Source organism: Actinocorallia longicatena (assembly GCF_039534125.1).
Classification (GTDB): domain Bacteria; phylum Actinomycetota; class Actinomycetes; order Streptosporangiales; family Streptosporangiaceae; genus Actinocorallia; species Actinocorallia longicatena.
Genome location: NZ_BAAAUV010000011.1, coordinates 1 through 12,322, shown reverse-complemented (window position 1 = coordinate 12,322; position 12,322 = coordinate 1). Strand labels below are relative to the sequence as shown.

Genomic DNA, 12,322 nt, shown 5'->3' with positions numbered 1-12,322 from the left:
GCGGGCGTGCGCTGCGCTGGCCCGGCCGAGCTAGGCCGGACGACGCACCCGCTCGCAGGTTCCCCGTAGCTCACGGTTCGTCCGCTCCAGCAGGACCAGCCGCAGTTCAGGCACCGCCACACCGTGATCCAGCCGCAGGGTGAGCAGCAGATCCACGTCACTGGCGTGCAGCAGATACCGCCGACCGACGACGGAATACCGCAGCAAGCCCGCCCTGGCCCAGGCACGCAGCGTGCCAGCGCCGATCTCCACGGCCTCAGCCGCTGCCCGAGGCGAATAGATGTAGCCCTGTCCGATCCACTCATGATCATCTGGTGGGGCCTCAGCGTGCACGGTTCACCTCTGCTGTCGGGGGACAAACGGGGCTGCCGCCCCTGCTTCCGTTCCTCAGGCCGTGAACGGCCTTCCGGTACGGGTCAGGGTTGCCCTCGAATTTGTCCGTGGTCCTCGATGCGCGCCAACTGCTCGCGGGCCTGACCCACGCGGTACTGCGCGCGTATCCGCTCCTGCGGCTCGACCACATCGGACTCCGTCCACGGCTCATACACGTTCACCACCGCCCGCAGATACGCCGCGAGCACCTCCGCGTCATCCGGATGCCAGCGGTGATCCGCACCCCTCACGGCGGCCCCTCCGGCATCGCCAGCACCCGAGTGATGCGCTCGGCCGCCCACTCCAGATTGGCCGCCGGACACAACGGCTCCAACTCCCCCGGAGCATCCCGCGTCGGCCCCTGCCAGACCCAGAACCACCACGGCACTCCCGCCGCGTCCGGCTGGCACGTGACCTCCTGGCGCAGGCCGGGATTCATCGCCCTTCCCGCCGCCGTCGCACCCTCCGATTCGCGGATGTTCCTCGCGATCAGCGAGGACTCGCCAACGGCGACAGCCAGACCGAACGCCCTGAGCCTTGCTTCGAGCAGTGCAAGCAGGGTGGATACACCGGTCGAGACTTCTCGCTCCGCCATCGTCAGACTCCCGTCATGTCTCATCGGCGCACCGGACGCCCTTGACATGAGTGAAGTCCCGGACACCCTGGAGAGGGGAGACCGATACTGGTGATAAGGCCCCCGACACACCGCGTGTCGGGGCAGGTGTCGGGGTATGCAGACGAGGTGCACCATGACCACGCAGGACACCCGGCCTGAATGGGCTCGCCGCATTCAGGCCGAGCGAGAGGCCCGAGGATGGAACAAGCCCGCATTGGCCGCTGAGCTGCATCGAGTCTGTGGAATCTCCGGCCGTTCCACGCAGTCGCTGACCCGTCAGATCCTCGGTTGGGAACGAGGAGATCACTATCCTCGGGATTGGACGGCGGCCTATGCCGCTGCATTCGGCCTCGACGTCGACGACCTGTTCCCGGATGCACCCGGTACGGTGGAAACAGCCGTACCGGCCACACCCGCAGGTGAGGACGCCGAAGACGTGAAACGTCGTGAAGCCATCCAGAACGCGAGCGCCATAGCCGCGAGCGCCGTTGTCTCACCAGTGCTCGCCACACTCACCGAGGCGTGGCACACCAGTCAGCCCCGTCTGGCGGGCGCGACCATCTCTCAGGCGATGCTCGATGACTGGGCCTCCGGCTATGAAGTCCACGCACGCAGCTACGCACTGGACACTCCGGAGATTGTCCTAGCCAATCTCGCACGCGACTGGGCCGAGATCGCCCCGCATCTCGCCGAGCCCCAGCCCGTCAAGATCGAACGCGATCTCGCGCGAGCCGCCGCGAAGCTCGCCTATCTGATCGCAGGCTCAGCCCTCCAGCTAGGCGATTACCGCCAATCCAGCCGCTGGTGGCGTATCGCCCGCGACCAGGCCGACCGCTCAGGAGATGCGCTCCTGTCCTCCTGGGTCCGGTCATGGGAGGTGACGACGAGAGTCGTCGAACCACGCGAGGATCTGTCGGAGCTCCTGCGCCTCAGCCGCGAAGCACTTCATCTCGCGGGGGGCAACGCCAGTACGACTCGCGTCTACGCGGCAACGGTCGAGGCAGAAGTACTCGCGTTCATGGGCCGCCATGACGCCGCCGTGGACGCCATGCGCACGGCAGAGGACGCCTTCGGCCAGATCCCCGCCGATCAGTCGCAGCGTGACGAGCTCCTCCACTTCGATCAGAGCTTGGTCTACGCGCTCGCCGGACGGCCCGACGAGGCCAGCGTGGCGCAGTCCGCCGCGCTCCGCTTCTACACCCCCGAACGCCACCTCTACACCTCAGTCCAACTGGACCTGCACGGCGCGATGCTGAACGCTCGCGACGACCCCAACGAGGCCGCCAAGCAAGCGCTGAGGATCGTCGACGCACTACCGCCCAACAGGCGGATCAAGCGCGTCGTCCTGGCCGCCCGCCGCATCCTCGACGTCACCCCGCCGGACGCCCGAACTCTTCCGGCAGTCCGCGAGCTGAGGAACCTCAGCCCCGTCTGAATCAGCACGTCGGCCGAGACAGCACTCAGCCCCCGCCCGATGATCGGGGCGGGGGCTGAGTCGTTAATCCGCTATGAGGACTGCTCATGCAGGTCAGGCGCTATGGACGGAGGTATTACCTCAAGGTATGTTCTAGTGATTGAGCATCGGCTGTTCACGGTCCTCGTAGGAGGAGGTCAGTGAGCCCTTCTGCATCTTCTCGAAGCCCAGGGCCAGCACGCAGTCGGCGAGGCCGCCCTTGACGAGCTGCCGCGCCATGTAGAGCGCGGTCGAGCCGGTCGAGCAGTTGTTGTTCACGTTCATCACCGGGATGCCGGTGATCCCGAGCTCGTAGACGGCCCGCTGCCCGCTCGTCGACTCGCCGTAGACGTAACCGACGACGGCCTGCTCGATCTTGTCGTAGGAGATCCCGGCGTCCGCGAGGGCCTTCGTCCCGGACTCACGCGCCATGTCCGGGTAGTCCCACTCCCTGCTCCCGGGCTTCTCGAACTTCGTCATCCCGACGCCGATCACATAGGTCCTCATGAGCTTGACGCTAGGCCAACCGATAAGAAACAGTCAAGGCTGTATGTTTCTTGCCGAGGAGGGCAGATGGGGTTCAACACCGAGGCGCTGGGCGTCTGGACCGAGCCGTTCGAGTTCAAGGTGGAGCGGGAGCGGACCGTCGCGTACGCGAACGCCACCAACGACCGGATCGCCGAGCACGCGAACGGCGAGCTGGCGCCGCCGGTGTTCGCGATCGTGCCGGTCTTCGAGGGCATGCTGAAGCCGGTCCTCGACGTGGTGCCGCACGACCTGATCCCCTTCGTCGTGCACGGCGAGCAGGACATGGTGTTCCACCGGCCGATCGTGCCGGGGATGTCGCTGGTGTCGCGGGCGAAGGCGACCGGGTACGCGTCCAAGTCGTCGGGGACGACGCTGAGCGTCCGGATCGAGACCAGGACCGCGGAGGGCGACCTGGTCAACGAGCAGTGGATGGTGTCGTTCTTCCGGGGCGTCCCCGCGGGCGACTCGGCCGGGGAGATGGCGCCGTCGCACACCCTCGCGGCCACCGGGGATCCGGTCGCCGAGGTCGTCCAGCACGTGGACGACGACCAGACCTTCCGCTACGCCGAGGCCTCGGGCGACCCGATGCCCATCCACCTCGACGCCGAATTCGCCAAGGCCGCCGGGCTGCCCGGGATCATCGCGCACGGCCTGTGCACGATGGCCTTCACCTCGCAGGCCGTCATCTCCTCGGTCGCCGCCGGCGACCCGTCCCGGCTGAAGCGGCTCGCGGTGCGCTTCTCCAAGCCCGTCCTGCCCGGCGAGGACGTCACCACGAAGATCTTCGACCTCGGCGGCGGCGCCTACGGGTTCGAGTCCACCACCCCGGGCGGGATCGTCATCAAGGACGGCCTCGCCGAGATCGGTTAGGAGAGAGGGCACATGGGAGCACTGGACGGCAGGGTCGCGGTCATCACCGGCGCCGGGCGCGGCATCGGGCGGGAGCACGCGCTCCTGTTCGCGCGCGAGGGCGCGAAGGTCGTCGTGAACGACCTCGGCGGGAGCAACGACGGCAGCGGGTCCGACGCGGGCCCGGCCAAGCAGGTCGTGGACGAGATCATCGCGGCGGGCGGCGAGGCCGTCGCCAACACCGACGACGTCGCGACCTTCGACGGAGGCGCGGGCCTGGTCCGGCAGGCCGTCGCCGAGTTCGGGCGGCTCGACGTCGTGGTCAACAACGCGGGCATCCTGCGGGACCGGTTCATCGCCCAGATGGACGAGGCCGAGTGGGACTCCGTGATCGCGGTACACCTCAAGGGGCACTTCACGGTGCTGCGGCACGCCGCCGAGTACTGGAAGAACGCCTCCAAGTCGGGTGAGCAGGTCAACGCCTCGGTGATCAACACGGCGTCGGCGTCGGGCACGTTCCTGCCGAACGCGGGCCAGGTGAACTACGGCGCCGCCAAGGCGGGCATCGCCGCGATGACCCTGGTCGCCGCCGCCGAGCTGGGCCGTTACGGGGTCCGCTGCAACGCGATCGCCCCGGTGGCCAGGACCCGGCTGACGCTCGCCACCCCCGGCCTGGACGCCATGATGGCCGATCCGCAGTTCGATCCGTCGCAGATCTCGCCGCTCGTCGCCTACCTCGCGAAGGCCGACTGCACGGTCACCGGGCAGCTCTACGCCGTCCAGGGCGGACTGATCTCGCCGTGCACCGGCTGGCAGCTCGGCGAGCAGCACACGACGTCCGAGCCCTGGACCATCGACTCGGTCACCGCGGCCCTGTCCTGACCGCTCCGGGAAAGAGGATCGGAAGGGCGCGGGCGAGACCGCGGGACCAGTAGGGCCAGGTGTGCCGGCCCCTGCCGTAGAAGTCGGTGCGGAGACGCGCGCCGGCGGAGGCGGCGGCCCTCGCGAAGGATCTGCTCTGCGCGGTGACGGCGGCCTCGGCGTCGCCCCGGGAGCTCGCGCCCTTCCGATCCAGCGGTCCCGGCCTGCCGTCGCCGCCGGACACGAACAGTGCGACGCCCTTCAGGCGGGCGGCGAGGTCCTTGGGGTTGTGGGCGGCCCAGTCGTCGCCCCACAGCCGGTCCGGGTCGGCGCCGCCCGCGGACAGGAACTCGCCGAACCCGGCGCGGTCGAGCGTCGTGTCGAGCACTCCCGAGAAGGAGGCCGCGGCGGCGAACAGGCCGGGATGGCGGGCGGCGTAGGACATCGCGCCGAAGCCGCCCATCGAGGCGCCCGCGACGGCCCGCCGCCCGGTCGCGCCGTACCGGGGCTCCAGCAGCCCGCGCAGCTCCGTGAGATGGAAGGTCTCCCACGCGGGGCCGTCCTTCCAGTCGGAGTACCAGCCCATCCGGTCGGCCTCCGGCATGATCACGACGGCCTTCAGCCGGGCGGTCAGCCGCTCCACCCCGCCGTTGACCAGCCAGCCGTTCTCCGGGCCGCAGCACGGATGCAGCAGGTAGAGAACGGGCCAGCCGGTGGAACCCGCCGTCCATCCGCGTGGCTTCAGCACCCAGACCAGGGCGCGGCGCCCCAGCGCGGGCGAGGAGACCGTCAGCGTGTCGAGCCTGCCCCGGGGGCGCTTGCCCACCACCTCCGCGCCGGGCGAGGCCGAGGGCGAGGGCGGTGAAGAGGTCGGCGTCGGACGCTCCGGTGCGGACGGGCCGGAGCAGCCCGCGACCAGCAGGGCCGCGATGGCGATCAGCGAGAGCCGTCTCATCCCGGCACCGTATCGAACCTCCGACATATGGAACGAAGTATTCCGTTCTGATAGAATAGTGACACATCCCCGAGTGAAGGAGCCGGCATGATCCTCGTCATCGGAGCCACCGCCCACTTCGGCCGCCAGACCGTCGAGGCCCTCGTCGCGGGCGGGCACACCGTCCGCGCCCTCACCCGCACGCCGGAGAAGGCGGGACTGCCGGCCTCCGTCGAGGTCGTCCGGGGCGACCTCGACGACCCCGCCACCCTCGTTCCGGCCGTCGCCGGGGTGCGCGCGATCTTCCTGGTCCTGCCCTATCCGCTCTCCGCCGCGAACCTGATCGAGGCGGCGGCGGCCGCCGGGACCGGGCGGATCGTCTTCCTGTCCTCCGGCGCGATCATCGACGGCGCCGCGCCCCAGCCCGACGCGATCGCGGCCTACCACGCCTCGGTCGAGGACGCGATCAGGGAGTCCGGCGTCCCCTTCACCTTCCTGCGCCTGTTCTTCCCCGCCATCAACTCCCTGACCTGGGCGATGCAGCTCCAGCACGGCGACGTCGTGCGCGGGCCCTACGCGGCGGCGTCGAGCGCCCCGGTCCACGAGCGCGACGTCGCCGCGGTCGCCGCCGCCGTGCTCACCGAAGACGGCCACGAGGGCGAGATCCACGACCTGACCGGGCCCGAGCCGCTCACCCAGGTCGAGCAGGTGCGGATCCTCGGCGACGCCCTCGGGCGGCCGCTGTCGTTCGAGGAGCTCGACCCGGCGCCCGTCCGGGAGCAGATGTCGGCGTTCATGGACCCGGCGTTCGTGAACGCCCTGTTCGACCTCATGGCCGCGACGACCGGAGGGCCGGCCGCCGTCAGCCCGGCCGTGGAGCGGATCACGGGACGGGCGCCGCGCGGCTACCGGGAATGGGCCGAGGACCACCGCGCCGACTTCTGAACGGGACATCGCCTCCCACTTTCTGTACAGTTGTTCAGAAAGTGGGAGGTCTGTCATGGGCGTCATCGCCGGAATCCTCGTCGCGGCCGTCGCCGTGCTGCACGTGTACATCATGATCTTGGAGATGTTCCTCTGGCGGACTCCACGGGCTCGCGCCGCGTTCGGCACGACGCCCGAGTTCGCCGCCGAGAGTGCCGCGCTGGCCGCGAACCAGGGGCTCTACAACGGGTTCCTGGCGGCGGGGCTCTTCTGGGGGCTGATCGCGGACGAGTTCGGCGCCGAGGTCTTCTTCCTGGCCTGTGTGATCGTCGCGGGGATCTACGGGGCGGCCACGGCGAACCGCAGGATCCTGTTCGTTCAGGCGGTCCCGGCCGCGGTGGCCCTTTTGTTCGTATTCTTGGCCAGGTGACCGACCCGCGCATCGCCAGGACGAAGGGCCGCCTGCACGCGGCTCTGCGCGAGGCGTGCGCGCTGGCCCCGCTGGCCGAGGTGAGCGTCTCGGACGTGGTCCGCCGCGCCCGGGTCGCGCGGACCACCTTCTACCTGCACTACGACGATCTCAACGCGCTCGCGGTCGACTCCTGCGCCGAGATCGTCCGGCAGGCCGTCGACACCCTGCACTCCCGGCCCGACTTCCCCAAGGACCCGCCCCCGGAGATCGCCGAGCTCTTCGAGGCCATCCGGTTCAACACCCGGCTCTACCGCAGCCTGATCGGTCCCGGCGGCGGCGGACCCCTCGGCCAGGTGCTCCACTCCGAACTGGCCGAGCGCAGCCGCGCCGAACGCGCGGCCAGATTCGGCCCGTCCCCCGCGCACGCCGTGGCCGCCGCGGCGGTCGCCGGCGCCTTCACCGGCCTGATCGGCGACTGGCTGCACGGCCGCTGCCCCTGCACCGCCGACGAGCTCGCCGCCCACACCTGGCGGATGCTCGGCGCCCTGCACCTGACGGCCTTCCCGCCAGGGGACTCTCCCTAGTCGAGGCGGTCGAACTCGGCGATGTGGAGGACGGCGGTGCCGGCCTCGTCGGAGGCGGCGAGGTCGACGTCGGCCAGCAGGTACCAGTCGTGGTCGCCGTCGGGGTCGTGGAGGGTCTGGCGGGCGTGCCAGACGCCGTCCTCCTCGGTGATCTGGAGGAGCTTGGGGCCGCGGGCGTCGCCGTCGGTGCGGATCTCGGCGTGCTCGTCGTAGTAGTCGAGCAGCGCGTCCTCCCAGTCGTCGCGGCTCCAGCCGGTGTCGAGGTCGGCGAGCAGGTCGTAGCGGCGCAGGGCCGCGAGCTCGACGTGCCGGAACATCGCGTTGCGGACCAGCACCCGGAAGGCCCGGACGTTCCTGGTGACCGCGGTGGTCCGCTCCTCCAAAGCCTTCTCGGGCTCGTCGGCCGGGTTGGCGAGCTGCTCCCACTCGTCGAGCAGCGAGGAGTCGACCTGCCGGACGAGCTCCCCGAGCCACTCGATGAGGTCCTGGAGCTCCTCGGTCTTCGCCGCGTCCGGGACGGTCTGCGACAGCGCCTTGTACGCCCCCGCCAGGTACCGCAGCACGATCCCCTCGGACCTGGCCAGCTCGTAGTACTGGACGTACTGGGCGAAGGTCATCGCCCGCTCGAACATGTCGCGGACCACGGTCTTGGGCCGCAGCGGATGGTCGGCGACCCACGGGTTGCCCCGCGTGTAGATCTCGAAGGCGCCCTCGAGCAGCTCCTCCAGGGGCTTCTCGTAGTCGATCTCCTGGAGCAGCTCCATCCGCTCCTCGTACTCGATCCCCTCCATCTTCATCTCGAAGACGGCCTCGCCCTTGATCTTGTTGAGCTGGGCGGCGAGGATCTGGCGCGGGTCGTCGAGGGTGGCCTCGATGACGGACACGACGTCGAGCGGGTAGGCGACCGACTCCTTGTCCAGGAGTTCGAGGGCGGCGAGGGCGAAGGTCGACAGCGGCTGGTTGAGCGCGAAGTCCTGCTGGAGGTCGACGGTGATCCGGGCCCACCGGCCGTCCTCGTCGGGGACGGTCAGCTCCTCGATGATCCCGCCCGCCTTCAGCGACCGGTAGATCGCGATGGCGCGGGAGATGTGGGCGCGCTGCCTGGCCCGGTCCTCGTGGTTGTCGGTGAGCAGCTTCTTCATGGCCTGGAAGGCGTTGCCCGGACGGTTGATCACCGCGAGCAGCATGTGGTGGGAGACCTCGAACCGCGACAGCAGCGACTCGGGCTCGGCCGTCTGGAGGCGGGTGAAGGTCTCCTCGTCCCAGGAGACGAAGCCCTCCGGCGGCTTCTTCTTGACGACCTTGCGCAGCTTCTTGGCGTCGTCCCCGGCCTTGAGCACGGCCTTGTGGTTCTCGACGATGTGGTCGGGGGCCTGGCAGACCACGTAGCCGACCGTGTCGAAGCCCGCCCGCCCGGCGCGTCCGGCGATCTGGTGGAACTCGCGGGCGCGCAGCCGGCGGACCCTGCGGCCGTCGTACTTCGACAGTGCGGTGAACAGCACGGTCCTGATCGGCACATTGACGCCGACGCCCAGCGTGTCGGTCCCACAGATGATCTTCAGCAGGCCGGCCTGGGCGAGCCGCTCGACCAGCCGCCGGTACTTGGGCAGCATCCCCGCATGGTGGACCCCGATCCCATGTCTGACCAGGCGCTCCAGGGTCTTCCCGAACTTGGTCGTGAACCGGAACCGCCCGATCAGCGCGCCGATGCGCGCCTTCTCCTCCTTGGAGCACACGTTGACGCTCATCAGCGATTGGGCCCGCTCGATCGCCGCGACCTGAGTGAAGTGGACGATGTAGACCGGAGCCTTGTTCTCCATCAGGAGATGCTCGATCGTCTCGTGCAGCGGGGTCAGCTTGTAGGCGTACTCCAGCGGCACCGGCCGGGTCGCCGACCTGACCACCGCCGTCGGGCGCCCGGTGCGCCGGGTGAGGTCGGTCTCGAACATCGCGACGTCGCCGAGGGTCGCCGACATCAGCAGGAACTGGGCCTGCGGCATCTCCAGCAGCGGAATCTGCCAGGCCACCCCGCGTTCGGGCTCGGCGTAGAAGTGGAACTCGTCCATGACGACCAGCCCGATGTCGGCCCGGTCGCCCTCCTGGAGCGCGATCGCCGACAGGACCTCGGCGGTGCAGCAGATGATCGGCGCGGTCGGGTTCACCGACGCGTCGCCGGTCATCATGCCGACGTTCTCGCTGCCGAACTGCTCGACCAGGTCGAAGAACTTCTCCGAGACCAGGGCCTTGATCGGCGCGGTGTAGAAGCTGCACTCGTCGCGGGCGAGGGCGGCGAAGTGCGCGCCCGCGGCCACGAGGGACTTTCCGGAGCCCGTGGGGGTGGCCAGGATGACGTTGGCCCCGGTCACGAGCTCCATCAGCGCCTCTTCCTGCGCCGGATACAGGGTCAGGCCCCGCTCGAGCGTCCAGGAGGCGAAAGCCTCGAACGCCTTGTCGGGGTCGCCGTCCTCCGGGAGCAGATCTGCGAGAGTCACCCCTCTATCTTCAACTATCGGACCATGCCGCTGCGACGTCGGCCGCCACGGCCGGTGCCTGGGCGAGCCCCGCGGCGAAGGCCGGACGCCACAGCGAGGGGTCGAGGACGTCCACGCCGAAGACCTCGACGGCGGCCGCGTCGGGGCCGATCGTGGCGATCCTGGCCTCGCCGAGCGCCTCGAGCTCGCGCTTGAGGACCGAGCGCGGGGTGAGATGGGCCATCGGCTCGATGACCACGACCCGGTCGGCGCCCTTGGCCAGGTCGGCGTTGCTGATGGAGTGCACGCCGCCGTCCATGTAGCGGCGTCCGCCGATCGTCACGGGCGGGAACACGCACGGCACGCAGCAGGAGGAGGAGACGGCCTCGGCCAGGCCAGCGCCGGAGGCGGCGTCCCAGACCCTCAGCTCGCCGGTCGCGGTGTCCACCGCGGTGATCAGCAGCGGCCGCTCCGGCCACTCCTGGCTGGGCAGCCGCTCGGCGATCTGCGCCAGCCGCTCCCCGCCGCCGGTGATCTCCAGCGCCAGCGCCCCCACCCGGCGCTTGGCCTCGGCCCGGTCGAGGGTCCTGTCGTACATGATCGCGAAGGCGGTCATGACCTTGTCCATGTCGACCTGGACGCCCGTCGCGGCCTGCTCGGCCACCGCGACCCTGTCGACCAGCTCCGTCAGGTCGGCGTTCTGGGCGATCACGGTGCCGACCACCGAGCCCGCCGAGGTCCCGACGATCAGGTCGGCCTCGGTGAGATCCACCCCGGCCGCTTTCAGTCCCGTGATCAGGCCCGCCTCCCAGCCGATGCCCGCCACTCCGCCGCCGCCCAGAACCAGTGCACTACTCATGGGTTTCAATGTATTGGTCAAGCGGCTGCGGAGCGCCTGGGCCCCGGCGCATCGTGGCCCGCATGGGTGACTTTCAGGAGACGGGCTGGCGGGTGGCGGTCTGCACGGAGCTCCACCGGATCGAAGAGCAGTGCGCGGCGTCGGCACGCGAGCAGGAGGAGATCGTCCGGCTGTGGCGGATCGTCAACATGCTGCTGTGCTCGGCGGCGGTGCTGGCCAGCGGGGTCGCGGGCAGCCTGGTGCTGGCCTCGGCCCCGGTGCCGATGGCGGCGGGCGGGCTCGGCATGGGCGCGACGCTGCTGATGGCGCTGGTGTGCGTCGTGGCACCGGCCCGGCGCGCGGGACGGGCCGCGCTGTCGGCCAAGAGCTACGGGGCGTTGCGGACGCAGGCCAGGCAGGCCTGGCAGGTCGATCTGAACGGGCAGGCGTTCGGCGAGGCCAGGCAGACCCTCCACCAGCTCACCGACCGCTGGGACCGGGTCAACGACCTGGCCCTACCGACGCCCCGGTGGGCGCGGCGGCGCGCCGAAGAGGAGATCATGTCGACGAGCGTGGAAGAGGTGATGGTGGGGCGGATGAACGACGTCCTCAGCATCTTCCCCGTCCAGGCGTAGAGCGGGAAGGGCGAACATACAGGCCGTCCTGTATGTTCGGCGCATGGTCGTCATCCGCCGCACCCAGGAGGAGCGCACCGCCACCACCCGGCGGGCGCTGCTCGACGCCACGGTCGCCTGCCTGGTCGAGCACGGCTACCAGGGGACGACCACGACGCGCGTCGTGGAACGTGCCGGGGTCTCGCGCGGAGCGCAGGTCCATCACTTCCCGACCAAGAACGATCTCGTGCTGGCGGCCGTCCAGCATCTCGCGGAGAAGCGGGCCGAGGCGTTCGTCGCCAGCGGGCTCGCCGCGCTCAAGGCCTCGGACGACTGGATCGGCGACGCCCTCGACCTCATCTGGGAGGTCCATCAGGGCGCGCTGTTCGAGGCGTCGATGGAGCTGTGGATGGCCGCCCGCACCGACCCCGAGCTGCGAGAGCAGGTCGCGGCGTTCGAACGCGGCGTCACGGCGACCTTCGTGGAGCTGTGCCGGACCTTCCTCGGCGACCGCGCCGACGACCGGCAGACCCGGGACGATCTCTATGTGGTGCTCGAGACCGTCCGGGGCCTGCGGCTGCTGACCTTCGTTCACCCCGGCGAGCACGACGCGCTGGACCGCCGCTGGCAGCGCTCCAAGATCCGGCTGCGCCGCATGCTCACGTGGCGGCCGTCGGACGCGGAATAGCCCGCTCGACTCCGAAGGCGAGCAGGACGAGGACCGCCGTCCCGGCGAGCAGGGCCCCCGCGCCCGCCCACGCTCCGGCGGATCCGACCAGCACGGCCGAGGCGACCGCGGGGGCGTGCAGCCGCCCGGCGGCCGTCATGGCGGCCGCCGCCAGGCCGGTGGCGGCGACCCCGGCGGC

The 12,322-nt window shown here is 70.2% G+C and carries 16 protein-coding genes; 8 read left to right on the top strand and 8 right to left on the bottom strand.

Features of this window, described 5'->3' with window-relative positions; genetic code table 11:
• Positions 1-30 precede the first annotated feature (30 nt).
• The 3 genes from ABD785_RS22120 to ABD785_RS22110 all read right to left on the bottom strand — a co-directional run bounded on the left by ABD785_RS22120 (position 31) and on the right by ABD785_RS22110 (position 967).
• Complete coding sequence (locus ABD785_RS22120; protein WP_344831409.1) at positions 31-333, bottom strand: hypothetical protein; 303 nt, start codon at positions 331-333, stop codon at positions 31-33.
• A gap of 83 nt (positions 334-416) precedes the next feature.
• The gene (locus tag ABD785_RS22115; protein ID WP_344831407.1) at positions 417-623 is read right to left on the bottom strand and encodes a hypothetical protein; all 207 of its coding nucleotides are present in this window, start codon (positions 621-623) and stop codon (positions 417-419) included.
• A complete protein-coding gene (locus ABD785_RS22110) occupies positions 620-967 on the bottom strand; it encodes a hypothetical protein (protein WP_344831405.1) in 348 nt (115 codons plus the stop codon). Before ABD785_RS22110 ends, ABD785_RS22115 begins: the two co-directional genes overlap by 4 nt.
• 154 nt (positions 968-1,121) lie before the next feature.
• Here ABD785_RS22110 and ABD785_RS22105 point away from each other — a divergent pair, with 154 nt between their 5' ends.
• Positions 1,122-2,423 (top strand): helix-turn-helix transcriptional regulator, encoded by a 1,302-nt coding sequence (locus ABD785_RS22105; RefSeq protein ID WP_344831403.1) that lies wholly within the window; start codon positions 1,122-1,124, stop codon positions 2,421-2,423.
• 132 nt (positions 2,424-2,555) lie between these two features.
• On the opposite strand, the gene ABD785_RS22100 is transcribed toward ABD785_RS22105, so the two are convergent.
• Positions 2,556-2,948, bottom strand: coding sequence for a thiolase family protein (locus ABD785_RS22100; protein ID WP_344831401.1), 393 nt, complete (start codon positions 2,946-2,948; stop codon positions 2,556-2,558).
• A gap of 66 nt (positions 2,949-3,014) precedes the next feature.
• On the opposite strand from ABD785_RS22100, the gene ABD785_RS22095 reads away from it, so the two are divergent.
• Positions 3,015-3,839 carry a MaoC/PaaZ C-terminal domain-containing protein gene (locus tag ABD785_RS22095; RefSeq protein WP_344831399.1) on the top strand — a complete coding sequence of 275 codons (825 nt, stop codon included), beginning with the start codon at positions 3,015-3,017 and terminating at the stop codon, positions 3,837-3,839.
• A 12-nt stretch (positions 3,840-3,851) separates the two neighbouring features.
• A complete protein-coding gene (locus ABD785_RS22090) occupies positions 3,852-4,700 on the top strand; it encodes an SDR family oxidoreductase (protein ID WP_344831397.1) in 849 nt (282 codons plus the stop codon).
• On the opposite strand, the gene ABD785_RS22085 is transcribed toward ABD785_RS22090, so the two are convergent.
• Entirely contained in the window at positions 4,681-5,634 is a 954-nt protein-coding gene (locus tag ABD785_RS22085; RefSeq protein WP_344831395.1) for an alpha/beta hydrolase, read from the bottom strand. The two genes, ABD785_RS22090 and ABD785_RS22085, sit on opposite strands and share 20 nt — an antisense overlap.
• An 87-nt stretch (positions 5,635-5,721) precedes the next feature.
• On the opposite strand from ABD785_RS22085, the gene ABD785_RS22080 reads away from it, so the two are divergent.
• Genes ABD785_RS22080 through ABD785_RS22070 form a run of 3 tightly spaced genes read left to right on the top strand, consistent with a single transcriptional unit; the run spans position 5,722 to position 7,533 of the window.
• Complete coding sequence (locus ABD785_RS22080) at positions 5,722-6,558, top strand: NmrA family NAD(P)-binding protein (protein WP_344831393.1); 837 nt, start codon at positions 5,722-5,724, stop codon at positions 6,556-6,558.
• Between the two features lie 55 nt (positions 6,559-6,613).
• Positions 6,614-6,967: a DUF1304 domain-containing protein gene (locus ABD785_RS22075; RefSeq protein ID WP_344831391.1), complete on the top strand. Its 354-nt coding sequence runs from the start codon at positions 6,614-6,616 to the stop codon at positions 6,965-6,967.
• A complete protein-coding gene (locus ABD785_RS22070) occupies positions 6,964-7,533 on the top strand; it encodes a TetR/AcrR family transcriptional regulator (RefSeq protein ID WP_344831389.1) in 570 nt (189 codons plus the stop codon). Before ABD785_RS22075 ends, ABD785_RS22070 begins: the two co-directional genes overlap by 4 nt.
• Here ABD785_RS22070 and ABD785_RS22065 read toward each other — a convergent pair.
• Positions 7,530-10,025 (bottom strand): DEAD/DEAH box helicase, encoded by a 2,496-nt coding sequence (locus ABD785_RS22065; RefSeq protein ID WP_344831386.1) that lies wholly within the window; start codon positions 10,023-10,025, stop codon positions 7,530-7,532. The two genes, ABD785_RS22070 and ABD785_RS22065, sit on opposite strands and share 4 nt — an antisense overlap.
• A 10-nt stretch (positions 10,026-10,035) precedes the next feature.
• On the bottom strand, positions 10,036-10,863 hold the full coding sequence (locus ABD785_RS22060) for a patatin-like phospholipase family protein (RefSeq protein ID WP_344831383.1): 828 nt from the start codon (positions 10,861-10,863) through the stop codon (positions 10,036-10,038).
• Between the two features lie 62 nt (positions 10,864-10,925).
• On the opposite strand from ABD785_RS22060, the gene ABD785_RS22055 reads away from it, so the two are divergent.
• Complete coding sequence (locus tag ABD785_RS22055) at positions 10,926-11,477, top strand: SLATT domain-containing protein (protein WP_344831382.1); 552 nt, start codon at positions 10,926-10,928, stop codon at positions 11,475-11,477.
• A 43-nt stretch (positions 11,478-11,520) separates the two neighbouring features.
• Complete coding sequence (locus ABD785_RS22050) at positions 11,521-12,144, top strand: TetR/AcrR family transcriptional regulator (RefSeq protein WP_344831380.1); 624 nt, start codon at positions 11,521-11,523, stop codon at positions 12,142-12,144.
• Here the strand turns inward: ABD785_RS22050 and ABD785_RS22045 are convergent.
• A partial coding sequence (locus ABD785_RS22045; protein WP_344831377.1) for a hypothetical protein occupies positions 12,116-12,322 on the bottom strand: 207 nt, incomplete at its 5' end. The two genes, ABD785_RS22050 and ABD785_RS22045, sit on opposite strands and share 29 nt — an antisense overlap.

Bases quoted from the DNA above. Each gene is read 5' to 3' on its own strand.
- ABD785_RS22110 (WP_344831405.1), bottom strand. From the start codon at position 967: ATGGCGGAGCGAGAAGTCTCGACCGGTGTATCCACCCTGCTTGCACTG.
- ABD785_RS22105 (WP_344831403.1), top strand. From the start codon at position 1,122: ATGACCACGCAGGACACCCGGCCTGAATGGGCTCGCCGCATTCAGGCC.
- ABD785_RS22100 (WP_344831401.1), bottom strand. From the start codon at position 2,948: ATGAGGACCTATGTGATCGGCGTCGGGATGACGAAGTTCGAGAAGCCC.
- ABD785_RS22095 (WP_344831399.1), top strand. From the start codon at position 3,015: ATGGGGTTCAACACCGAGGCGCTGGGCGTCTGGACCGAGCCGTTCGAG.
- ABD785_RS22090 (WP_344831397.1), top strand. From the start codon at position 3,852: ATGGGAGCACTGGACGGCAGGGTCGCGGTCATCACCGGCGCCGGGCGC.
- ABD785_RS22085 (WP_344831395.1), bottom strand. From the start codon at position 5,634: ATGAGACGGCTCTCGCTGATCGCCATCGCGGCCCTGCTGGTCGCGGGC.
- ABD785_RS22080 (WP_344831393.1), top strand. From the start codon at position 5,722: ATGATCCTCGTCATCGGAGCCACCGCCCACTTCGGCCGCCAGACCGTC.
- ABD785_RS22075 (WP_344831391.1), top strand. From the start codon at position 6,614: ATGGGCGTCATCGCCGGAATCCTCGTCGCGGCCGTCGCCGTGCTGCAC.
- ABD785_RS22060 (WP_344831383.1), bottom strand. From the start codon at position 10,863: ATGAGTAGTGCACTGGTTCTGGGCGGCGGCGGAGTGGCGGGCATCGGC.
- ABD785_RS22055 (WP_344831382.1), top strand. From the start codon at position 10,926: ATGGGTGACTTTCAGGAGACGGGCTGGCGGGTGGCGGTCTGCACGGAG.
- ABD785_RS22050 (WP_344831380.1), top strand. From the start codon at position 11,521: ATGGTCGTCATCCGCCGCACCCAGGAGGAGCGCACCGCCACCACCCGG.